Source organism: Pedobacter jeongneungensis, assembly GCF_000633455.1.
GTDB lineage: Bacteria > Bacteroidota > Bacteroidia > Sphingobacteriales > Sphingobacteriaceae > Pedobacter > Pedobacter jeongneungensis_A.
Map to the genome: position 1 here is coordinate 177,939 of NZ_AYMG01000028.1, position 22,220 is coordinate 200,158.

A 22,220-nucleotide genomic window follows, 5' to 3' on the forward strand; every position below is an offset into this window, starting at 1 on the left:
CAAACTAAAAATAATATGGCGCTTTTTGTAAAAAATCTTCAAACTGTTGATGGACTGATTTCGAACTTATATAAAGGTATTTCAGCAGAAGAAATGACTAAAAAAATCATTGATCTAATGGAGCAGCAAGGTTATAACGTTACAAATGATCAGTATGGAAATTTAATCTTAGAAAAAGGCAGCCGTATAAAACGACTTTTACTGGGTGCTTTTGTAACTTATTTTAAATTTAGCGTAACAATGGCTCCGGGTGTTGATGGTGAACTTACCGTTAATATTTTTCAGCAATCAAGTGGCATGTCAGGCGGTTTAATCGGCATGAACCAGATCAAAACGGAACTTGCCAGGTTAAACTTTTTGTTTTCTAATATTTAGTAAGTATTAAAAATAATCCCATTCCGTGGTCTGTGTCCTCACAGAACACTCGTAAAATTAGTTATTACTTCCTACAATATCATATTCATAGATGGTCTGTGCGGACACAGACCATGGATAAGGAGTCCTATAGAAAAGTCGTCATTTCGAGCGGAGCCGATAGCTATCGGGTGCAACGCAGTCGAGAACCCGAAGGCTCAGCGAAGCAAAATCTGCCTCGATAGATCTCTCCATTCCGCTGCGCTTCAGTCGAGATGACGACCTGTTCAAATATCAATGTAATTATCATTCAAATAATTTCTCCTGAAAACCAACCAAGCCACAACAATGTTTAGTGGAATTAGCATTAAGCCTAAGCCAAACATAATAAACACATAAAAGAGGAAAAACAGGCAAAAAACACCTATCAAAAATCCTTTAACCTGAATCTCATTCAGCAGAAGCAAACTTCTAAATAAAAGTATAGCAGAAAAAGCGAATACAGCTAACTCCGGTGAAGTTATTGGCCCAAAACGAGTAAATATCCAACATATTTCGGGCAATAATAAAATGAGATAGTTTAAGCAGAAGCTAAAAAACACCTTGGGCTTACTAAAAGGAAAATTTGGCAAAAAGGACAAATAACGGTCATTGAAAATTTTCTCCTGATAAATGAGCACAACATGCGCCACAACAATGGAGGAAATAATGAGCATGAGTAACCTGAAATTATCTTCCAGATCAGAAAAAAGCATAAAAACACTTGAAATCAATACCCAGGAAAGCAGTTTGGTTAATAAATAGGCCAGTTTCGATCGGTTAAAAACCTGAAATGTGTACAATAAAAACACAGATTTGTTCCATTTCCGACTTACTCTGATTAGCCAGTTGGGTTTACTGCTTTCAATTAAACGATTACTTTCTTTTAAAATAATATAAGCACCTGCAATAATCAGCAGCAGCTGAAAGAACAAAATCCCAATAGAAATAAGATAAAAACCAAATACTAACCCAATCACTACGGCATATAAAGTAAAGCACCAAACAGGAATAAATATATAAGCCAACACTTTAGACCAGCTGAGAAACTGTTGTTTTTTTGAGGATGAGGTAAAACTGTAGTATAAAAACTCCAGTTGAGGCAAAGCAAGCTGGTTAAGCACATATTTTAGGCTCTTATAACCATATAATAAACTTGCAACAAGATAAAAAGCCATGATTAATGGATTACTTACCAAACTTATGGTAAAGAAAAACTGCCAGAAATCAATTTGCTCTGGCCGAACTGTACCTAAAGTGTTAATGAATAAACAGTAACTGATCAACATGACGAAAACGAATACCAGCATACCTGCATGGGTACGGTAAAACCCATCCACAAATATTTTCCTTAAAGCAACATTCGAAAGCGGAAACATTAAAAATTCGGAGTTAATTGTTTATCCTCAATATTAAGTTGTTTAAGTCCGGGCAATTTTAACCCATCCAAAGGCTGGTGCGATGATAAGATGAAACTAATCTTCTCTTTCTCATGTTTTTCATTAATCCATCGGTACAATATCTCAAGAGATTCTGCATCAATGGTATTTAAAGGTTCATCTAATAAAATCAGTTTAGGTTTGCCCAAAAAAGCCAGCACCAGCGAAAGTTTTTTCAGCATACCGCTGGAATAAGAACCCAATGGATTGTTGATATAATCTTGCATTCCGATATCGGTTATTAAAGCCTCTGCCTGACCAGGAATTGCCCCCTTAGCTTTGGCAAAAAGACCGATCATCTCAGCTCCGCTCAAAAACTCGGGAAATAATGGCTCGGCAGCGGCAAAATTGACCAGTTTCCGATAAGAAACACCATGATTTTTTAAATAAACGGTGCCAATTGAGATACCACCCTTAAAAGACAATATCCCGGCAATTGCTTTCAATAAGGTACTTTTTCCTGTACCATTGCTTCCTTTTATCCAAAAAACACCTTCAGGAAGCTTAATATTATCTATCTTTAAAACGAGATGATCGAAGTAAGATTTTTCAAATTGATTGAAGTGCAGCATAAAACCATTTTATTTCTGACTTTATTTTTGTTGAAAAGTTACAGGCCACCCTCATCTTGGTAAAATCCTACATCAATGCAACTAACTTTACGTCCTTACCAGCCCAGCGATGTTGAAAGTTTGGTTAAATACGCCAATAATTTCAATATTTCTAAATACCTGACCAATAAATTCCCATTTCCATATGAGAAAAAAGATGGGGAAGCTTTTATTCAACTTGCTTTAAGCCATCATCCTTTACAAATTAAGGCCATTGTATTTAACGGTGAAGTAATAGGATCGATAGGTGTGCATCAACTCAATGATATTTATAGCAAAAGTGCAGAAATGGGTTATTGGATTGCTGAAGAATATTGGGGAAAAGGAATTGTTCCGCTTGCCATAAAAGAAATGCTTCAATATGGTTTCGCTACCTTCGATATTGATAGAATTTTTGCACGGACAACACATACCAATCTGGCTTCGCAGCGGGTTTTAAAGAAATCAGGCTTTATTTTCGAGGCAGAATTAAAAGCCACTATTTTTAAAAATGGCGAATATTTTGATGAACTGATTTTTGGGTTCAGGAAACATAAACTGGTTTAAAGGCAGCATTAAAACATTTTGTTAAAATCAAAGGCTTATTGCGTAAATTCGTGCAAACCAAAAACAACAAAGCAATGAGATTATCAATCAAATCAGTAATGCTGTTTGTTGCACTTTTAGGTGCAGCAGATTTCGCAAATGCCCAGGAAGCCAAATTCCCACAACCGAGTAGTGGTCAAACCATCATCCAGGATTTTGGATTGGGAAAAATAACTTTAACCTATTCCCGTCCGAATGTTAAAGGCCGCAAAATTTTTGGCGGAATGGAACCCATGGGCACAGTTTGGCGCAATGGAGCAAATGCAGCAACACGCATTAAATTTACCGATGCCGTTAAAATTGAAGGCAAAGATTTACCGGCCGGCGAATATGGCCTGTTCAGTATCCCCGGCAAAAACGAATGGACCGTTATTTTTAATAAAATTGCCGATCAATGGGGTGCGTACGAGTATAAAGAAAGTGATGATGTGTTGCGCGTAAAAGTAAAAACAACAACTTTAAAAGATAAAGTAGAAACTTTAACCATGCAATTTTCGGCAGTTAGCGAAACTTCTGCAACTTTAAATATGATGTGGGAGAATAGTGCCTATGCAATCAACATCACTACTTCTATTGATGAAAAAGTAATGGCCAATATCGCCAAAGCAATGAAAGGTGAAAAGAAACCATATTTTGCTGCTGCACAATATTATTTGCAAAACGGAAAAGATTTAAAACAAGCTTTAGCATGGATGACCGAAGCAGAAAAGTCAGATCCAAAAGCGCCCTGGTTTAAATTATGGAAAGGTCGTATCCAATTAAAAATGGGCGATAAAGCAGCCGCAGCAACTACTGCACAACAGGGTATTGATGTTGCTAAAGCACAAAAGGTTGATGAATATGTAAGGTTGAATTCTGAACTTTTGGCGGAAGCTAAAAAATAATGAGATAACTACCCCCACGATGCCGTCATTTCGAGCGGACCCGATAGCTATCGGATCGAGATGACGGCATTAATTAAGTATCGTTCCTCTCCATAAACTACCAATCTAAGTAGCATAAACCCGATTGTAATGAAAAGCCCGCAATCCCGATTTTTCATCGGGAGAGGACTTGTAATGAAAAGCGGGACTAACCCCAACCGAAGTAATACTGCAATTGCTTTTCAAATTAACATGAAGGCTCTTATGCACATTAAGCTACCGACTTAAACATAAGTTTCAACCAATATTAATTTAAAATTAACCATCGGTTAACTCAAACAACTATCGTAACATTAACCCTTAAAACGCTTTATTTATTTAAAAAATATACTAACTTTGATGTTGCGCTTAGTAATTGTACTTTTTACACTAAGCAGGTTAAAAAATCAATAAAAAATCAAATAAAAATGAGCATAATCGTTAATGTCCATGCCAGACAGATTCTCGATTCGAGAGGCAATCCAACAGTAGAAGTAGAAGTTGTAACAGAGGCAGGCGCTTTTGGCCGTGCAGCTGTACCAAGCGGTGCATCTACTGGACAATATGAGGCTGTTGAATTACGTGATGGTGATAAATCTACATATTTAGGTAAAGGTGTTTTAAAAGCTGTAGAAAATGTAAATACTAAAATTGCTGATGCATTAAGAGGTATTGATGTTTTTGAGCAAAATACAATTGATAAAATTATGTTAGACCTGGATGGTACCGAAAACAAAGGTAACTTAGGTGCTAATGCTATTTTAGGTGTTTCTTTGGCTGCTGCTAAAGCTGCTGCTGACGAAATCGGTCAACCATTATACCGTTATATTGGTGGTGTTAATGCAAACACTTTACCAATTCCGATGATGAACATCATCAACGGTGGTTCTCACTCCGATGCACCTATCGCTTTCCAGGAATTTATGATTATGCCAGTTGGCGCTCCTTCGTTCTCGGAAGCTTTACGTTGGGGAACTGAAGTTTTTCATAGCTTAAAGAAAATTCTTCATGATAGAGGTTTATCTACTGCAGTAGGTGATGAAGGTGGTTTTGCACCAACTTTCGATGGTACTGAAGATGCAATTGAAACGGTATTAAAAGCAATTGAAACTGCTGGTTACAAACCAGGTTCTCAAATCTGTTTAGCTTTGGATTGTGCTTCATCTGAGTTCTACAAAGATGGTAAATACGACTATACTAAATTTGAAGGTGCTACTGGTGTAATTCGTTCAAGCGAAGAGCAGGCACAATATTTAGCTGATCTTTCTGCAAAATATCCAATTATCTCTATTGAAGATGGTATGGATGAAAACGACTGGACTGGCTGGAAAAGCTTAACCGATAAAATTGGTGACCATGTTCAATTGGTTGGTGATGATTTATTTGTAACCAACGTTACGCGTTTACAACGTGGTATCGACGAGGCTACTGCTAACTCAATCCTGGTAAAAGTTAACCAGATCGGTTCTTTAACTGAAACCATCAATGCAGTAACTTTAGCTCAAAACAGTGGTTATACTTCGGTAATGAGTCACCGTTCTGGCGAAACTGAAGATGTTACGATTGCTGATTTAGCTGTTGCATTAAACTGCGGACAGATTAAAACCGGTTCTGCATCACGTTCAGACAGGATTGCAAAATACAATCAATTATTACGTATTGAAGAAGAATTAGGTGAAAACGCACGTTTCATCGGTTCAAAATTCAAATACGCTAAGAAATAATTATAGCATTGGGTTTAAACCCAATGCTATAGTGTTAACAAGTTGAAAAACTTATTTGGAAAACATCCGGAGATTTTAAATCTTCGGATGTTTTTATTTTAATACTATATTTGTTTGTTGGATTTGATCTTCTCAAATCTCACATCAAAAATATCATATCAATATATGAAACGTTTAATAGATCTTTTTCGCAATAAATATTTCCTTGCTACGGTCGCTTTTGCGATGTGGATGCTATTTTTCGACAAAAATGATATGATGTCTCAGTATGAATACCGTAGTCAGGCAAATAAATTGCAGGAAGAAAAAGAATATTTCGAAAAAGAAACTGCCCAGGTTAAAAAAGATCTTAATGAACTAAATACCAATCTGAATACGGCCGAAAAATTTGCCCGCGAAAAATACTTCATGAAAAAAGACAATGAAGATGTTTTCGTGATCATTCAGGAAGAGAAGAAGGATTAGCTTTCAGTTGACAATTTGCAGTTAACAATTTAGCCATTCAACAATTAAACAATCCAGTTTACGGTTAACCAGTTTTAACAATTAACCCATCTAATGCTCCACATTCTTTACATTATCGCCATAACAGCCGAAGCGATGACTGCTGCGCTTTCTGCAGGCAGACGTGATATGGATTGGGTTGGTGTCTGCATTATTGCCTGGGTTACAGCTTTGGGAGGTGGGACAGTTAGAAATGTATTATTTGGCCATTACCCAATGAGCTGGGTAGAACATCCAGAATATTTGGTGATTACAGCGGTAGCGGCCTTACTCGCTGCATTTATCGCATCTATAATGACAAAACTTAAAAAGCTATTTCTTTACCTTGATGCTTTAGGCTTAGTGGTTTTTACCATTATTGGCTGCCAGGTTGCCCAGGAAATTCATCTACCCTATTTAATTGTACTGTTTAGCGGAATGATTACCGGTTGTGCAGGCGGTGTACTCCGTGATGTACTCTGCAATGAAGTTCCATTCCTTTTTAGAAAAGAGATTTATGCGAGTGCAGCGATTGTAACAGGTGCTGTTTATATCGGTGTAGAACATTTCCATGGAAGTGAAATGTTAGCTACCATTTCGGCAGCTGTTGTTGGATTAGCATTACGCTTACTTTCTATCCGTTTCGAATGGCACATGCCTAAGTTTGTGTACAGAGATGAATGGCATTAGGGGGGGGTAAAATGTTAGAGGGTAATAAATCGTTTGCGCGTGGTGTCAGATGTTTCCATCTGACACTTTTAAAATTAATTGAATAATATCGTTTGCTCATCAATTTCAAGATAATTGCTCAGTCAGATGGTAACATCTGACTGCACATCTATCTTCATAGATTATCACTCAAAAATATCTCTATAATCAATTATTTTAACAACATTTTCCAAACTACCTAAGTAAAAAGCAGCACTGCTGTATTTATAGTTTTCAGGATACTCGCTCAAATTCCAATGAGATTGTAATGGATTTTGATGGATATATTCTAGTTTAATTTCGAGAAGCTCTTTACTTCCAATCCAAACATCATCAAATCTATCTTCCCAAACTTTAAAAACCTGTTTATCATTTTCAATCCTTATCAAATTTAGTATTGAACTTTGATTAGATTCAAGATACTTCCGTATTTCAAAAGCGCAAAACTTTTTCAGATCACGCATAGTATCCGATAATTTATTTTCATCATTGAAATAAAACAAAACATGAAAGTGATTGGGCATGATTACATAACCAAGAATTGAAATCTTATATTTCACTGCAACGAAATTTAAACTATTAGCAATGATCAATTTGCAAGAATTGCTTTCAATCAGCTTTAAATGTTTATAGCAACTGGTGGTAACGAAAAAACACTTTTTCTCCAGAAATGAACTTCTGTTTCTTAATCCCATAATAATTATACTTTAGTGGTGTCAGGTGTTACCACCTGACACTTATCGAAATAATCCAATGCCATCAGTTATTCACCAAAAGATAATCGATCAGTCAGATGGTAACATCTGACTGCACACTCCGCTCCAAACTAAAGCTCACCGTTCCTTTTCCTTAAAAACCACTCTGTACCCAATAAGACCAACACTAAACCAAACAGCCATTTCATATTGATGAGTTCATTGTATTTACGGTCTTCGTAGCTGATGGTTTTAATGTTCTCGTTTTTGGCAATCTCATCCGCTATTTTAAGCAAGTTTTCAGGCATAAACAATTTACCATTACTTTGTTTAGAGATCGTATTTAAAAGCTGATGATTGGCTGTTGTTTGCTGGTATTCTGCAATTAATGCGTTTACATAGAAACTACCAGAGGCTGTGAATTTCTTTCCTCCCAGTTCCGCATTAGCCAGATAAGAATAATTACCAGCTGGCATGGTTCCGGCATCTAACTGATAGCCATTTTCAGTTTTAGAGAAGATATAGTTAAACACTTTTCCGGCTTCGTTTTTTACCTGAAGTTTAACTTCCGCCTCATTAACAGGTTGATAGCTATCGTTATAAAGCGTGCCATTAAACTGGATCGATTCATTTTCATCGTATGCTGATTTCGAGGTAAAAACCTTAAACCTACGCTTATCGTCCTTAACCGACAGATATTGAACTGTTTTTGAAATCAGATCGTTTAAAACCGATTGGTTACTTTCATTTTCAGCTTCTGAAAGTTTCCAGCGCCATAGCCCCTCTCCCATCAGATAACCAGCCTTTATGCCATTTTCATTTGCAAAGAATAATAATGGTTGCTGCGTACTCACTTTGCCTATGCGCTGATTAAAAACGGGTGTTGCCCCTGCGTTTACAGTCAACCTTCCAAACGGACTAAGCAAAGGATCGAAAGCCGAAAACTGTTTTTTATCTTCTTCCGTGAGATTAAAACTGGTAAAACCATTGGCAAAATCAGCATATACCTCCTGAACAGAACCATTGGCTGAACTCAGATTTACCTGATTCTGGATCTGGTTAAAAGCATTGATGTTGCTCTGAGCACCCAAAATGTACCAGATCGGCTTCTTCAAACCTGCCAATTTTTTTAAAAATACTGACGAAATATTTTGAACATCGGGCAACTGATACAAAACGATTAAATCGAATTTAGACGGATCTGTCGCGTTTAAATCATCAGCAAGGGCAAGTTTAGCCTCATAGTGTTTATTAAGCGAAATAGCCTCTTTTAACACGCCCAAATCGGGATGTGGTGCAACAGCAGCCAGTAAAACTTTCTGTCTGCCATCAATCACCTCTACATAAAAAGTCTGAACGTTATTTCGGGTAGTGATTTCATTTTTTAAAGTGCCTAATTGAACGGTATACTTCTGCACCCCAATTTTACCGGCATGGATCTTAACCGGAATCGTTTTAACAAAAGAATTGCCGCTGATGGATATGTTCTGCTGCTCAACCTTAGCGCCATTCTGACTAACCGTTAAAGGGCTATTTTCGCCATCGCTTTGAAAAGCCTGAACCTGAACCTCGATCGTGAAATCATCATCCAGATAAACAATATTATTATAGTTTACGTTCGAAATCAGCACATCACGCTTCGGAATGCTATCTCCCAGGGCAATGGTATAAACCGGCGCATTGATCTGGTTGATGCTGTAAAGCGGATTTCCACCATGGTTAAAAATACCATCAGTAGCTAAAATGATAGCGCCAACATTACGGTTGGTGTATTCATCTCTCACTTTCTGAAAAAAAGCAGAAGCATCGGTTAATTTACCCTGATTTTTAAAATCGAAACCATCTGCCACCTGATCACCAAAATGAAGCGTTTTCACCTCATACTTATCTGATAGTTTATCCTGTAACCTTTTAAGGTTTTTCTCGTATAACTTTTGATCGAAACCTGCGGCTTTAACCTGACCAACTGATAGGGAATTGTCCTGTCCGATAATAATTACCGGTTTATCCAGGGTATAATTTAAGGTTTTAATGAGGGGGGCAAATATTAACCACGCAATGGTGGTAACCACTACAATCCGCAGGGTGGTTAAGCCATATTGAAGTTTTTTATCCAGATTTTTGTTACCACGATAAAGCAACCAGGCATACAGCACACCCAAAGCCAGGCAACCCAGAAAAGACAAAATAGAAGCACCCGAAAAAAAACCAGTCATAATTCATAAAGATGGTAATTTTAGGGAAATTTTCAAGGCTATTAACCATAAAGAATTTATGCTAAAACTAAAAACACTCATTTGTTTAACCACCGAGTGCACTGAGTTTTACACTGAGGACCACAGAGGACCTAAACCTTTTTAAGCTCCCGACTCTGTGTACTTCGTGCCTTTTCTCTGTGACCTTTGTGGTAAAAAAATAGAACGCTATGCGCTCTGTGGTTAAATTCCTATTTTTAAACCAAATCAATCTTTATGAAATTAATCTGTTTAACATTTCTGTTATCTCTAAACCTTATGGTGAATGCCCAAAATAATTTTAAAGCCACGCAAATTAAATTTGAAAGGGTAGAAAAAGCATACAATGAAAAATGGGAAACATTGAGAAAATTTGTTCAGGCAGGTGGTTATGGCGATCAGTTCTCTATGGTAATTAATGCTTATAAAACAGAGGGTAAACTGGAAGTATGGTTAAAAAACAATTCTGCTAAAACCTATTCCTTATTCAGAACTTATGATTTCTGTGCGCACTCTGGTACCATTGGTCCGAAAATATTTGAAGGAGACGGACAAACACCGGAAGGATTTTATTACGTGAATGTTTTTAACCCAATGAGTAATTTTCATCTATCCTTAGGTGTGAATTATCCGAATACAGTAGATTATGCCAGAACAGGGAAAGATAGAAAGCCCGGAAGTGATATTTACATCCATGGCAATTGTGTAACCGTGGGCTGTATCCCTTTAACCGACGAAAAAATTAAAGAAGTATATGTTTTGGGAGTTGAAGCCAGAAATGCAGGTCAGGAAAAAATTCCGGTTAACATCTATCCTTTCAAAATGACGGATGGGAATATGAAGAAATACAGTGCTCAATTCCCGGCACAAACCAGCTTTTGGAAATCGTTACAAGCAGGCTATTTGGCCTTTGAGAAGAATAAAACGCAACCGAACGTTAGTGAGGTAAAAGGGAAATATGTTGTAAAATAGTTGGAATTTTGACCGTTGAAAAGTTAAAAGATTGAAAAGTTGCAATGTTCTGAATAAGGTAAAAGCTAAAAGGCGTAAGGTTTAGGGTTAAACCCACCTTACGCCTTTGCTATTTTTATGGTATTGGAACGAAAGCCCTCAACCTTAAACCTTCCGCCCTCAACCTCGCTTACAGCATCCCGCCGCAAACAGACAACGTTTGTCCGGTTACGTAAGCGCTCATATCAGAAGCTAAAAACACGCAAACATTTGCGATATCTTCAGTTTCTCCGGCACGTTTTAATGGAATATCTTTTTCCCAGCCTTCAACCACTTTTGGATCTAAAACTTCGGTCATTTCAGTACGGATAAAACCCGGAGCAACTACGTTTGCACGGATATTTCTCGAACCTAACTCTTTAGCAACCGATTTGGTGAAACCGATAATACCAGCTTTTGAAGCCGCATAATTGGCCTGACCAGCGTTACCCGTAATACCCACAACCGAACTCATATTGATAAATACACCTTTACGGGCTTTCATCATTACTTTAGAAGCCGCTTTGGTTACATTGAAAATCGATTTTAGGTTAATGTTGATGACATCATCCCAGTTTTCCTCGCTCATGCGCATCAACAAACCATCTTTGGTAATACCAGCATTGTTTACTACAATATCAATGGTACCGAAATCGGCAACAATATCATTGATCAATTGCTCTGCTTCGGCAAATTTAGAAGCGTCAGAACGATAACCTTTAACTTTTGTTCCAAAGCTTTGTAATTCCTGCTCTAAAGCCTCGCCTTTTTCTACTGATGATAAATATGTAAAAGCTACATTAGCGCCCTGCTCGGCAAATTTTTCGGCTATTTTACGGCCGATCCCTTTTGATGCACCTGTAATTAATGCTGTTTTTCCTTCTAGTAATTTCATTATGAAATGTTGTAAAGTTGAAATGTTTTAATGTTGTAAAGTTAATACTAAAAACCAAATTGACTAATGACTTTTGGCTAAAGACTCAGGACTAAACAGCAGGTTCCTGCTGACTCAAACAATGAAAGCTACCCAATCCCCAGATAATATCAACTGAATTAATACCAATCACCTTGCGATCAGGGAAACAGCCCTGAATAATATCCAAAGCTTTTTGGTCGTTCACATCATCAAAAACCGGAACAATTACAGCTGCATTAGCAATGTAAAAATTGGCGTAAGATGCCGGTAAACGGGTATCTTCATAAATCACCGGTGAAGGCATCGGTAACTCAATAATTTTTAATGATCTGCCATCTTTCAGTTTCATTGCTTTTAAAGCCTCCAAATTCTCTTGTAACAGCACATAATTTTCATCTGAAGGATTACTTTCTACAACTGTTAAAACGGTATCCTCATTTACAAACCGTGTAATATCGTCAATGTGTCCATCAGTATCATCTCCTACAATCCCATCACCCAACCATAAAACCTGATCCTGTCCGTAATATTCGAGCAAATACTGCTCAATCTGTTCTTTGGTTAAATGCGGATTGCGGTTTTCGTTCAATAAACAAGCCGTAGTGGTTAAAACCGTTCCTGCGCCATTAAACTCTACCGAACCACCTTCCATTACAATATCTGGCGTAAATAAAGGCAGATCAAAATGTTTGGCAATTTTAGTTGGAACCACATCGTCAAGATCGAACGGAGGATATTTACCACCCCAGGCATTGTAACCCCAATCTACCACTGCCTTTTCATTTCCTTTAAGCACAAATGCAGGACCATGATCACGGCACCAGGCATCGTTGGTTTCGTTGAAATAAAATTCAATCTGGCTTAAATCGGCACCCACTTTTGTTAGTTCAGAAACAGCAAAAGCTTTCATCTCTTCATCTTTAACATTGATGCGCACTTTTTCGCCTTCAGCAACAGCTTTAATAAACTGGCAATAAGGCTTATAAATGGTTTCGATTTTATCCGGCCAGGAGGCTTCTTTATGTGGCCAGCTTAACCAGGTTGCCTCATGTTTAGCCCATTCGGCAGGGAAAGCATAACCTTGCTGCTTTGGCGAATAATCGAATTGATTAATATTTAAATCTTTTCTTGGAGGAAAGTTTGACATAGTTTTTAAAGTCCGAAAGTCGGGTGTCCGAAGTCGGATGATTTAGTGTTTTATTTTTTAAAGTCCGAAAGTCGGGCGTCCGAGGTCGGATGATTTAGTGTATTTATAAACCGCCAATATCGCCGGACTTCGATCTTCCGACCTCCGAATCAATTCAGCGATTTGATTAAAGCAGAAATCATAACCAAAATCTCTTCGCACGATTTATAATGTTTCTTAAAAATTTCTTCTGTTATATATTTTCTTCTTATGGCAAGGTGCAAACAATTCACCACTTCGATATCTGATCTAAGGGCGTAACCTAAAAATCTTTTAAATTCAGGATTACTCTGACCCGTGCTTCCTTCGGCTATATTCATTGAAATCGAATCTGCAGCACGTTTAGCCTGCGATGTTAAAACATAAATCTCCTCTTTTGGAAAAGCTTTTGTCATATTATCGATTTCATCAGCTAAATCTAAAGCCTTTTGCCAAACCTTAAGTTTTTCAAATTTGAATGCTATAATTAAGTCCGAAAGTCGGAGGTCCGAAGTCTGAAGTTATAATTTATTAGAAATATACTAACAAATTACAATTTCTTAAAATGCAATCCAAACCTTTAGGGTTTTCTAACAGCATCCAAGCCTCTCACCTCCAGTTCCCCACCTCTAACTTCTCATGGGCCTTTCAGATTTTTGCAACTTGCAGGTGTGCTCTTTGGCCTCCATCTTCGGTCTTCCGACCTCCGACTTTTTTAATCCCCGTCAATATATCTTTTTGTAATCGGCTGATAAGAATCAATCCTTCTATCCCTTAAAAAAGGCCAGTGTTTGCGGAAGAAATCAGATTCCGATAAATCCAGTTCTACCACTTCAGTTTCTTCCTGATCGTGTGAACCTAAATAAAGTATTTTACCTTGTCCGTTGGTAGCAAAACTACCGCCCCAGAATTTCATGGCACCATCTTGTTCAAAACCTACACGGTTTACGCTTACCACAGGCACGCCGTTTGCAACTGCATGTGAGCGTTGAATGGTTTGCCACGCATTGTATTGATCCTGATTAGTTTCTTCATCCTGATCGGTAGCCCAGCCAATTGCTGTAGGATAGAACATGATATCTGCACCCATTAAAGCGGTAATACGCGAAGCTTCAGGATACCACTGATCCCAACAGATCAGGATACCAATTTTTGCAAACTTGGTTTGAAAAACTTTGTAACCTAAATCGCCTGGAGTGAAGTAGAATTTTTCGTAAAAAGCAGGATCATCAGGAATATGCATTTTGCGGTATTTACCTAAATATGAACCATCAGCATCTAAAACAGCAGTAGTATTATGATACAGACCTTCAGCACGTTTCTCAAACAAAGAAGCGATAATTACGACACCCAATTCCTTGGCTACCACCTGCAAAGCATCTGTAGAAGGACCTGGAATAGCTTCTGCCAAATCGAAATTATCATAATCTTCCACATCGCAGAAGTATAGCGAAGTAAAAAGTTCCTGCAAACACACAATCTGTGCACCTTTTGCAGCTGCTTCTCTCACTTTTGCAATCGCTTTATCTAAATTTTCCTGCTTATCTTTAGTACAACTCATTTGCACTAAGCCAACTTTTACTTTCTTCATGTTTTCAAAATGATTGGATGAGAGAATGATAAAATGAGTGATTTTCATATCATTCAAGATTCATTCATTCAAAATTAGGCTGCAAAGTTACTATTTTGTTTAAAAGTAGAACGGCATAATTATGTAATTGTTTTTCTCTTTTTAGGAAAAGCAAAGGCAGCATTTCAAACGGTTGTCAGTCGGGCTATCCATTATAGCTCCGATTGAAAAAATCGGAGGCTGCCATTTCTATCCCGTTTAGAAAGCATGGGTATTGCTGTTACTTGAAGTTTCATAATGCAAAAGCACTCAGTTAAAAATTGTGATACTAAACTAAAAATTGATAAAGACACCCCGTCCTGCGGACACCCCTCTAGGAGAGGGGAATTACAAATCGCCAAACCGGCATATCTTCTAAACAAAAAAGCCCCGATTTTCATCGAGGCTTTTCATTCTAATTCAAAATCAAATTAAGGGTTAATATTGTCCTTTTTAGGTTTTGTTTCTACAATTTCTGCAACGGCTACCACTTCTTTACGTGCCTGAGGATCCATTAATTCCATCAGTTTCAAGCCCAACAGGCCATCCATTGCTGAACCGCCATGGTTGCCCCCACTGCCACCGATTAGTACATCAGGGATCAGTTTTACATTACCTTTTGATAATTCTTCAGTAATTTTGTAACGGGTAAAGTTTTCGCCACCCAAAGCTTTCACAGCAAGCTCATAAGCTTCGGCAGTTGATTTACCTACGGCTAAAATTTTACCTGCTTCGGCATTACCGGTTAACGAAATCTGTTCAGCCTCTGCCGATGCACGTAATTTAATCGCTTCAGAATCTGCCTGAGCCCTTGCTTTTGTTGCTTCGGCCTCGGCATGGGCCCTCATTTTTGTAGCCTCGGCTTCTGCACCAACAGCTAATTTTACACCTGCGGCATCACCTTCCGATTTTTTCACTGTAGCACTTGCGGTACGTTCGGCAATCTCTACGCTTTGTTGCGCCTTTACAATATCTTTCTGCATATCGGCAATAGCGGTTTCCTTCTCCATCCCCTGGCGCGTTTCTTGTGCCTGTTTCTGGGTTTCGTACGTAACTTTTTGCTCTTCTGCAATTTTACGGTCGGTTAAGGTTTTCATTAACGATTCTGGCGGAACAATGTCACCAATCAGCGTATCAACCGCATTAACGTTATACTCATCAAGCACTTTACGGATATGTTCTTTAGCCGATTCCTGGCGTTCTTTACGGGTACTCAGGAAAGCAATTACATCACTTCCCTGGGCCGAGTTACGGAAATAGTTACCAATAGTTGGCTCTAAAACCTGCGAAACCAGATTAACCATGTTACCAAAACGGGCAATTACTTTTGGTGCCTCAGTTGTGGGCACGTGGATGATCTGCGCAACATCCAAATTGAATGGAAAACCATCTCTCGAACGTACGGTAATGGTAGATAGGTTTTTATCCAGATTATGCGCTTCGCTACGTGCCGATGCCCAATTGAGCACCAGATTGGTTGTTGGCACCAGCTCTACCTTCATAATGTACTTATTGATCGGGTATTTACCCGGGCCAAGTGGTTCCAGCCAAACACCTTTTGATCCTTTACCCACAATATTACCATGTTTAAAATCGGCTCCGGTTAAGTCATTTCCATCTGTACCAATAAATGAGATCACTACCCCAACATAACCAATGGCAATTTCCATCATCGGGATTTCTTCCAGCTGAACAGCCCAGGGATTAAGGTTGTAAGAACCAGCCAAAATTACCTGCGGTTGCAAACCACGGTTCCCGCCCATTTTAATAAAAGCATCAAAATCCTGAAAGTTGTTATGCCCCTCTACTAGTTTACCGGCAATCTGGTTGGCTTCAATAGGCAAACCATCCAATGTGGTTACAATGCCCACCATACTCTCCTGAATCCGGATCATATCGGTAACAGAAACCTGAAATAGCATGGTATTGATACGATAGGAACCCGAGGTGATGTAAGAGGTTTGCCGGCCTCGCTGACCACCATTTTCGAGAAATTTCACCGCATCCTGAAAATTATCAGATTCTACCCGTTGCCCGAGGATATTCCCAGTCGGAATTTCCGAACCATCTTTGGCCATAATCAGTCCAATTTTACCTTCGGGAATAATGGTAAACTGTTCCATGGTTACACTGTACTGCCAGAACCACATCCCGAAATACAATCCCGGCGCCAGGGTTTTTCCCTGGAAACCAGCTTCGCCCCTAACGGCGATAATCCTTCCATCGGGTAATTCTTTTGCAGAACCAAAGAGCACGAATTTTTTGGTAATCAACCCTATCCTATCTTCGGGGACGATCACCATCCCGAATAAGAAACGTAAAATATATTTGTATAAAACGATGCACAACAGTGCCACTAAAACCCACCAGTAATTAGAAATGAGCGCTTCCATAATGTTCTATATTTTTCTTTTTTTTAAAGCCTGATAAACCATTTATCAAGCACGATATAGATATCAAATGATGTGCTTTGTTACCATTTTTAACAGTTATTTTTAAACTATTTTTTATTGATTCTAAGGCCTTAAAAATGACTCAGGATCGATTAAGAGCAAGATGTCATCTGCAGATGACATTTTACAGAATAACCTAACTGAACACTTCTAAAGGGCAAAAACTAACCACTTAGGTTTACGCAAATGATAACGGAAATTTTAAATGTATAAATTACAATTAAAGAGAAAAATATGTCCTTTTTTGGACCTATACAACTGACCAAATTGGGATACACCAATGAATCAGTTTTACTGATTTTAGATTAAATAAAACTGCCTGATGTAAGTATTTTTTCAGAACAGCGCAGAACCCAGGTTAATTAAACCCGATTGCACGAATGCCGATTCCTTCAATCGGCAGAAGGAAAAGCGGGACAGGATGCAACCGAAAGGCACAGGAACTTGCTTTTCAAGTGATTTCAACCACTAAGGCACGAAAACACCAAGTTTAAATGCCTATTTCTAAACGATATTCTTGTTGTAATTCAAAAAGGCATTTGGCGCAGAGACAGCCATCGTACAGTTCGGATATGTATTGTACTTCGTTAATGCTGAGTTGCACCACGCTGCACTGGCATTTGGTATATGAATTTGCCTTGCACTCAATAGCACTGTTGCATCGCTCGCAAGGAATGATTTCGTGTTTGGCGCTATGGATGTGTGAAGACATTTTAAAGTTCAATTGTTCATTAGTTCATTAGTCATTAGTGAAATCGCTATTGGCATTTGGCAAAGCCAATGGCTGATGAATTAATGAACCTATACAAAAGTAATTACAAAAAATAAGGTTTTGAGCGTTTGCCCAAAACCTTACTTAATTTTGAATATTTAATCGGCAAGCAGGCCTTAAACCTTCCGCCTTCCTACCCTCTACCTTATCCTGAGCAGCTAATGCAGCCTTCTTCCATCGAACAAACTGGTCCGTCAACGATTTCTTCTGCAACCTGATCCTGTGTCATCTCAGCTGGGATAACGGCTTCGATTGCTTTACCGCCCTGATTTTCTACCGTAAATTTAACCGCTTGCGAAGCTGCTTGTGTACGTAAATAATACATACCGGTTTTCAAACCTTTCTCCCATGCATAGAAGTGCATTGAAGTTAATTTTGAAGTATTTGGCGCGTTTACGAACAAGTTTAACGATTGCGACTGGCAAATATAGGCACCACGATCGGCAGCCATATCGATGATGTTACGCATCTTGATCTCCCAAACGGTTTTGTATAATTCTTTGATGTAATCAGGAATCGTATCAATTGCCTGGATTGAACCGTTAGCCAATATGATCTGGTTTTTCATATCGTTGTTCCACAAACCTAACGCTACTAAATCTTTCAACAAGTGTTTGTTTACCACTACAAACTCTCCACTTAATACACGGCGGGTGTAAATGTTTGAAGTATAGGGCTCGAAACATTCATTGTTGCCTAAAATCTGAGAAGTAGATGCAGTTGGCATTGGCGCAACCAATAACGAATTATACACACCATCTTTAACTACCTTCTTGCGTAATGCATTCCAGTCCCAACGGCCGCTATCTGGTGTAACATTCCATAAATCGAACTGGAATTTACCTTTTGATAAAGGAGAGCCTTTAAATGTTTGGTAAGGACCATTTTTCACAGCCAAATCATGCGAAGCAGTCATTGAAGCGAAATAAATGGTTTCAAAAATGTCTTTATTTAAACGTTTCGCCTCATCACTTTCGAAAGGTAAACGCATTAAGATAAAAGCATCAGCCAAACCTTGTACACCTAAACCAACCGGACGGTGACGCATGTTTGAATTTTCTGCTTCCTGTACAGGATAATAGTTATGATCGATGATTTTATTCAGGTTTAAAGTAGCCTGATAAGTTACATCGTATAATTTTTGGTGATCGAAAGCACCGTTGATTACGAAACGAGGCAAAGCCAGTGAAGCTAAGTTACAAACGGCAACTTCATCTTTAGAAGTATACTCGATAATTTCGGTACACAGGTTAGAACTTTTAATGGTACCTAAGTTCTGCTGGTTAGATTTGCTGTTCGCTGCATCTTTAAACAACATGTATGGTGTACCGGTTTCAATTTGCGAATCTAAGATGGCAAACCAAAGTTCCTGTGCTTTAACGGTTCTGCGTCCACGGCCTTCAACTTCATATTTAGTATAAAGGGCTTCAAACTCAGCTCCGAAACAATCGGCTAAACCTGGTGCTTCGTGTGGACAGAATAAGGTCCAATCGCCATTATCTTTAACACGTTGCATAAACAAATCGTTAATCCAAAGGGCATAGAATAAATCGCGCGCACGCATTTCTTCTTTACCATGGTTTTTACGTAAGTCTAAGAATTCGAAAACATCTGCATGCCAAGGCTCTAAATAAATAGCAAAGGCACCTTTACGCTTACCTCCACCCTGATCTACATAACGTGCAGTATCGTTAAATACGCGTAACATTGGGATAATACCGTTACTTGTACCGTTTGTACCACCAATATATGAACCCGTTGCACGGATATTGTGGATACTTAAACCGATACCACCTGCACTTTGCGAAATTTTAGCAGTTTGCTTCAAAGTATCGTAAATACCTTCAATACTATCATCCTGCATGGTTAACAAGAAACATGACGACATTTGAGGTTTTGGTGTAGCGGCATTGAACAAAGTTGGTGTAGCATGTGTAAACCAACGCTCACTCATTAAATTGTAGGTTTTGATCGCACTCTCGATATCTTCTTTGTGGATACCAACAGAAACACGCATAAACAAATGTTGCGGGCGCTCTACAATCTGACCGTTAACTTTTAAGAGGTAAGATTTTTCTAAAGTTTTGAAACCGAAATAATCGAAACCGAAATCGCGGTCGTAAATGATAGAACTATCTAAAATATCTTTATTTTTTTCTATAATCTCAAAAACATCATCGGCAATAAGCGGAGCCGCTTTCTGTGCTTTCGGGTCGAAATATTCGTACAACATTTTCATCGTACCCGAGAATGACTTAGTGGTGTTTTTATGCAAGTTCGAAACCGCTATACGCGATGCCAGCAAAGCATAATCAGGGTGCTTGGTCGTTAACGATGCAGCAGTTTCAGCAGCAAGGTTATCCAGCTCCGAAGTGGTTACCCCGTCATATAAACCTTCGATTACCTTTTTGGCCACATCGATCGGGTCTACAAGGTCTGAATTTAAACTATAGCACAACTTTTGAATACGGGCTGTGATTTTGTCAAATTGCACCGCTTCTTTGCGGCCATCTCTTTTTAGTACGAACATATTTTATGAGATTTTTAGTTAATATTTAGTAGCGAGTTTCAAGTATCAAGACTTAATCATCACTTTATATTTTTGTTATTTATTTAATTAGTATCGAGTAACTAGTATCGAGTAGCAAGATTAAACCTCCTGCCTTCTACCTTTAACCCTCTACCTTAAAAGTCTTCATCTAAAGAAAACGCCTGTTTATTATTATCAGCAGAAGTTAATACACCGCTTTTTTGATAATCACCAACACGTTTTTCGAAGAAATTGGTTTTACCCTGCAATGAAATCATTTCCATAAAGTCGAATGGATTGGTTGCATTGTAGATTTTTTTGTAACCTAGCTCCTGTAACCATCTGTCGGCTACAAACTCAATATATTGACTCATTAATTTTGCATTCATACCAATTAGCGCCACTGGCAAGGCATCGGTAATAAATTCTTTTTCAATTTCAACCGCATCGCTGATGATACCATGAACTGCTTCTTCACTTAATTTATTGCTCAACATACTGTACAATAAACAAGCAAATTCGCAGTGAGAACCTTCATCTCTAGAGATCAACTCGTTACTGAAAGTTAATCCCGGCATTAAACCACGTTTTTTTAACCAGAAAATAGAGCAGAAACTTCCGCTAAAGAAAATACCTTCAACTGCAGCAAAAGCGACTAAACGTTCTGCAAAAGTTCCATTTTCGATCCAGCGTAAGGCCCACTCCGCTTTCCTTTTTACTGCTGGAACAGTATCGATGGCGTGGAACAAACGGTCTTTTTCTTCAGGATCTTTAATATAAGTATCGATTAACAGGGCGTAAGTTTCGGCATGAATGTTCTCCATCATGATCTGGAAACCGTAAAAACAACGTGCTTCTGGCAATTGAACTTCGCTCATGAAATTTACTGCAAGGTTTTCGTTCACAATACCATCACTAGCAGAAAAGAAAGCAAGGATGTGAGAAATGAAATGTCTTTCGCCGTCATTTAAATTATCCCAGTGTTTCTGGTCGTCAGAAAGATCAATCTCTTCTGCAGTCCAAAAACTAGCTTCGGTCTTTTTATACATTTCCCAAATTGCCGGGTATTTAATCGGCAAAAGCACAAATCTGTCTTTGTTTTCTTGTAGTAATAATTCCTGTTCCATACGCTGATGTTTTTAATTCTAATTTTTTTAACAGAGCCGACAAAGGCACGCATCCATCAATTTTATATGATGATTGTAATGTCTTTTATCAAAACGCTGTTGTGAAAGTGCTAACCCTATTGCCTGACAAACAACTGAGTTTTTAGTTAGGAAAATTTAAAATTACAATCGGGATGATGTACGCATAAATTACTAAAAACTAAGCTTTTATATTTGTTTTCAAGCGCAAGAAGTTAAAGAACTTTGTTAAACAAATATATATACGGTGGCCGTTTTTTGTGAACCAAAGTTGTTAACACCCTGCCCTATTGCTGGGGAAAAACGATCAGCCAAATATCATTTTCAAGCGAAAAAAAAGCTAATCGTTTCTTTTAAAGGGTTTAGCAAACAAAAATGAGTGTTAATAACTTAAATTTGAGGGGTGTAATAAGCCCGAAATAGAGCTAAAAAGAGTATTACTCAACAGTATAACTAAGACTTACTTTAGCTATGCCTTTACGGTAGATACCAATCTGTTTTGCAGCACGTTCAGACAAATCTATCGCAAGTTTTTTGGAGTATGGGCCACGGTCGTTTACCTTTACTATTACCGATTTTCCATTATCGGGATTGGTTACGGTAACCAGGGTACCCATTGGTAGTGTGCGATGGGCAGCTGTTAGTTTTTTAGCCCGGTATTTGGCACCGCTAGTGGTACGTCGACCTTCGAATTTTCTGTGATAATAAGTAGCGAGAACTGTTTTTTTGATACTATCCGGCTCATTTGATTGATCGGGATTTTGTGCTTTGACCTGCAGAAACAGAAAACAAAAACTTAATAACAGAAGATACTTCATAGGCTAAATTTTCTTTATCGAGCCTGCAAATATAAGCATTTAGTTTAT

20 protein-coding genes are annotated in these 22,220 nt (G+C 38.3%); 7 read left to right on the top strand and 13 right to left on the bottom strand.

Annotation, left to right across the window (positions count from 1 at the left end; translation table 11 throughout):
* Nucleotides 1-15 precede the first annotated feature (15 nt).
* Nucleotides 16-375 carry a hypothetical protein gene (locus tag U859_RS0123710; RefSeq protein WP_025145761.1) on the top strand — a complete coding sequence of 120 codons (360 nt, stop codon included), beginning with the start codon at nucleotides 16-18 and terminating at the stop codon, nucleotides 373-375.
* A 266-nt stretch (nucleotides 376-641) separates the two neighbouring features.
* On the opposite strand, the gene U859_RS0123715 is transcribed toward U859_RS0123710, so the two are convergent.
* Both U859_RS0123715 and U859_RS0123720 read right to left on the bottom strand, forming a co-directional pair.
* On the bottom strand, nucleotides 642-1,772 hold the full coding sequence (locus U859_RS0123715) for a hypothetical protein (RefSeq protein WP_025145762.1): 1,131 nt from the start codon (nucleotides 1,770-1,772) through the stop codon (nucleotides 642-644).
* Nucleotides 1,772-2,404 (bottom strand): ATP-binding cassette domain-containing protein, encoded by a 633-nt coding sequence (locus U859_RS0123720; RefSeq protein WP_025145763.1) that lies wholly within the window; start codon nucleotides 2,402-2,404, stop codon nucleotides 1,772-1,774. Before U859_RS0123720 ends, U859_RS0123715 begins: the two co-directional genes overlap by 1 nt.
* A gap of 75 nt (nucleotides 2,405-2,479) precedes the next feature.
* Between U859_RS0123720 and U859_RS0123725 the strand changes: the two genes are divergently transcribed.
* From U859_RS0123725 to U859_RS0123745, 5 genes are all read left to right on the top strand, one after another.
* The gene (locus tag U859_RS0123725) at nucleotides 2,480-2,989 is read left to right on the top strand and encodes a GNAT family N-acetyltransferase (protein WP_025145764.1); all 510 of its coding nucleotides are present in this window, start codon (nucleotides 2,480-2,482) and stop codon (nucleotides 2,987-2,989) included.
* A gap of 74 nt (nucleotides 2,990-3,063) precedes the next feature.
* Nucleotides 3,064-3,912: a DUF2911 domain-containing protein gene (locus U859_RS0123730; RefSeq protein ID WP_025145765.1), complete on the top strand. Its 849-nt coding sequence runs from the start codon at nucleotides 3,064-3,066 to the stop codon at nucleotides 3,910-3,912.
* Nucleotides 3,913-4,358: 446 nt separating this feature from the next.
* Complete coding sequence (gene eno / locus U859_RS0123735; protein ID WP_025145766.1) at nucleotides 4,359-5,654, top strand: phosphopyruvate hydratase; 1,296 nt, start codon at nucleotides 4,359-4,361, stop codon at nucleotides 5,652-5,654.
* 165 nt (nucleotides 5,655-5,819) lie between these two features.
* Nucleotides 5,820-6,119, top strand: coding sequence for an FtsB family cell division protein (locus U859_RS0123740; protein ID WP_025145767.1), 300 nt, complete (start codon nucleotides 5,820-5,822; stop codon nucleotides 6,117-6,119).
* A gap of 93 nt (nucleotides 6,120-6,212) precedes the next feature.
* Nucleotides 6,213-6,827, top strand: a complete 615-nt coding sequence (locus U859_RS0123745) for a trimeric intracellular cation channel family protein (protein ID WP_025145768.1) — start codon at nucleotides 6,213-6,215, stop codon at nucleotides 6,825-6,827.
* A gap of 164 nt (nucleotides 6,828-6,991) precedes the next feature.
* Here U859_RS0123745 and U859_RS0123750 read toward each other — a convergent pair whose 3' ends face one another.
* The gene (locus U859_RS0123750; protein WP_025145769.1) at nucleotides 6,992-7,540 is read right to left on the bottom strand and encodes an REP-associated tyrosine transposase; all 549 of its coding nucleotides are present in this window, start codon (nucleotides 7,538-7,540) and stop codon (nucleotides 6,992-6,994) included.
* A gap of 131 nt (nucleotides 7,541-7,671) precedes the next feature.
* Complete coding sequence (locus U859_RS0123755) at nucleotides 7,672-9,756, bottom strand: hypothetical protein (protein ID WP_025145770.1); 2,085 nt, start codon at nucleotides 9,754-9,756, stop codon at nucleotides 7,672-7,674.
* 255 nt (nucleotides 9,757-10,011) lie between these two features.
* On the opposite strand from U859_RS0123755, the gene U859_RS0123760 reads away from it, so the two are divergent.
* Nucleotides 10,012-10,746, top strand: coding sequence for a murein L,D-transpeptidase family protein (locus tag U859_RS0123760; RefSeq protein ID WP_025145771.1), 735 nt, complete (start codon nucleotides 10,012-10,014; stop codon nucleotides 10,744-10,746).
* A 169-nt stretch (nucleotides 10,747-10,915) separates the two neighbouring features.
* On the opposite strand, the gene fabG is transcribed toward U859_RS0123760, so the two are convergent.
* The 9 genes from fabG to U859_RS0123805 form a co-directional block, all read right to left on the bottom strand.
* Nucleotides 10,916-11,659: a 3-oxoacyl-[acyl-carrier-protein] reductase gene (gene fabG, locus U859_RS0123765; RefSeq protein WP_025145772.1), complete on the bottom strand. Its 744-nt coding sequence runs from the start codon at nucleotides 11,657-11,659 to the stop codon at nucleotides 10,916-10,918.
* 91 nt (nucleotides 11,660-11,750) lie between these two features.
* On the bottom strand, nucleotides 11,751-12,827 hold the full coding sequence (locus tag U859_RS0123770; RefSeq protein ID WP_051584761.1) for an agmatine/peptidylarginine deiminase: 1,077 nt from the start codon (nucleotides 12,825-12,827) through the stop codon (nucleotides 11,751-11,753).
* A 149-nt stretch (nucleotides 12,828-12,976) separates the two neighbouring features.
* Complete coding sequence (locus U859_RS0123775; RefSeq protein WP_316931588.1) at nucleotides 12,977-13,333, bottom strand: four helix bundle protein; 357 nt, start codon at nucleotides 13,331-13,333, stop codon at nucleotides 12,977-12,979.
* A 227-nt stretch (nucleotides 13,334-13,560) separates the two neighbouring features.
* Nucleotides 13,561-14,436, bottom strand: coding sequence for a carbon-nitrogen hydrolase (locus U859_RS0123780; RefSeq protein WP_025145775.1), 876 nt, complete (start codon nucleotides 14,434-14,436; stop codon nucleotides 13,561-13,563).
* 449 nt (nucleotides 14,437-14,885) lie between these two features.
* Nucleotides 14,886-16,847 carry an SPFH domain-containing protein gene (locus U859_RS0123790; RefSeq protein ID WP_025145776.1) on the bottom strand — a complete coding sequence of 654 codons (1,962 nt, stop codon included), beginning with the start codon at nucleotides 16,845-16,847 and terminating at the stop codon, nucleotides 14,886-14,888.
* A 550-nt stretch (nucleotides 16,848-17,397) separates the two neighbouring features.
* Nucleotides 17,398-17,619: a cysteine-rich CWC family protein gene (locus U859_RS31700; protein ID WP_084153140.1), complete on the bottom strand. Its 222-nt coding sequence runs from the start codon at nucleotides 17,617-17,619 to the stop codon at nucleotides 17,398-17,400.
* Nucleotides 17,620-17,824: 205 nt separating this feature from the next.
* Nucleotides 17,825-20,209 carry a ribonucleoside-diphosphate reductase subunit alpha gene (locus tag U859_RS0123795; RefSeq protein WP_025145777.1) on the bottom strand — a complete coding sequence of 795 codons (2,385 nt, stop codon included), beginning with the start codon at nucleotides 20,207-20,209 and terminating at the stop codon, nucleotides 17,825-17,827.
* Between the two features lie 155 nt (nucleotides 20,210-20,364).
* Nucleotides 20,365-21,336, bottom strand: coding sequence for a ribonucleoside-diphosphate reductase small subunit (locus tag U859_RS0123800; protein WP_025145778.1), 972 nt, complete (start codon nucleotides 21,334-21,336; stop codon nucleotides 20,365-20,367).
* Nucleotides 21,337-21,791: 455 nt separating this feature from the next.
* Nucleotides 21,792-22,172: a septal ring lytic transglycosylase RlpA family protein gene (locus U859_RS0123805; RefSeq protein WP_025145779.1), complete on the bottom strand. Its 381-nt coding sequence runs from the start codon at nucleotides 22,170-22,172 to the stop codon at nucleotides 21,792-21,794.
* Nucleotides 22,173-22,220: the final 48 nt, after the last annotated feature.

Bases quoted from the DNA above. Each gene is read 5' to 3' on its own strand.
- U859_RS0123750 (WP_025145769.1), bottom strand. From the start codon at position 7,540: ATGGGATTAAGAAACAGAAGTTCATTTCTGGAGAAAAAGTGTTTTTTC.
- U859_RS0123800 (WP_025145778.1), bottom strand. From the start codon at position 21,336: ATGGAACAGGAATTATTACTACAAGAAAACAAAGACAGATTTGTGCTT.
- U859_RS0123760 (WP_025145771.1), top strand. From the start codon at position 10,012: ATGAAATTAATCTGTTTAACATTTCTGTTATCTCTAAACCTTATGGTG.
- U859_RS31700 (WP_084153140.1), bottom strand. From the start codon at position 17,619: ATGTCTTCACACATCCATAGCGCCAAACACGAAATCATTCCTTGCGAG.
- U859_RS0123725 (WP_025145764.1), top strand. From the start codon at position 2,480: ATGCAACTAACTTTACGTCCTTACCAGCCCAGCGATGTTGAAAGTTTG.
- U859_RS0123780 (WP_025145775.1), bottom strand. From the start codon at position 14,436: ATGAAGAAAGTAAAAGTTGGCTTAGTGCAAATGAGTTGTACTAAAGAT.
- U859_RS0123795 (WP_025145777.1), bottom strand. From the start codon at position 20,209: ATGTTCGTACTAAAAAGAGATGGCCGCAAAGAAGCGGTGCAATTTGAC.
- U859_RS0123720 (WP_025145763.1), bottom strand. From the start codon at position 2,404: ATGCTGCACTTCAATCAATTTGAAAAATCTTACTTCGATCATCTCGTT.
- U859_RS0123740 (WP_025145767.1), top strand. From the start codon at position 5,820: ATGAAACGTTTAATAGATCTTTTTCGCAATAAATATTTCCTTGCTACG.
- U859_RS0123790 (WP_025145776.1), bottom strand. From the start codon at position 16,847: ATGGAAGCGCTCATTTCTAATTACTGGTGGGTTTTAGTGGCACTGTTG.
- U859_RS0123730 (WP_025145765.1), top strand. From the start codon at position 3,064: ATGAGATTATCAATCAAATCAGTAATGCTGTTTGTTGCACTTTTAGGT.
- U859_RS0123710 (WP_025145761.1), top strand. From the start codon at position 16: ATGGCGCTTTTTGTAAAAAATCTTCAAACTGTTGATGGACTGATTTCG.
- fabG (WP_025145772.1), bottom strand. From the start codon at position 11,659: ATGAAATTACTAGAAGGAAAAACAGCATTAATTACAGGTGCATCAAAA.
- U859_RS0123755 (WP_025145770.1), bottom strand. From the start codon at position 9,756: ATGACTGGTTTTTTTTCGGGTGCTTCTATTTTGTCTTTTCTGGGTTGC.
- eno (WP_025145766.1), top strand. From the start codon at position 4,359: ATGAGCATAATCGTTAATGTCCATGCCAGACAGATTCTCGATTCGAGA.
- U859_RS0123770 (WP_051584761.1), bottom strand. From the start codon at position 12,827: ATGTCAAACTTTCCTCCAAGAAAAGATTTAAATATTAATCAATTCGAT.
- U859_RS0123745 (WP_025145768.1), top strand. From the start codon at position 6,213: ATGCTCCACATTCTTTACATTATCGCCATAACAGCCGAAGCGATGACT.
- U859_RS0123805 (WP_025145779.1), bottom strand. From the start codon at position 22,172: ATGAAGTATCTTCTGTTATTAAGTTTTTGTTTTCTGTTTCTGCAGGTC.
- U859_RS0123715 (WP_025145762.1), bottom strand. From the start codon at position 1,772: ATGTTTCCGCTTTCGAATGTTGCTTTAAGGAAAATATTTGTGGATGGG.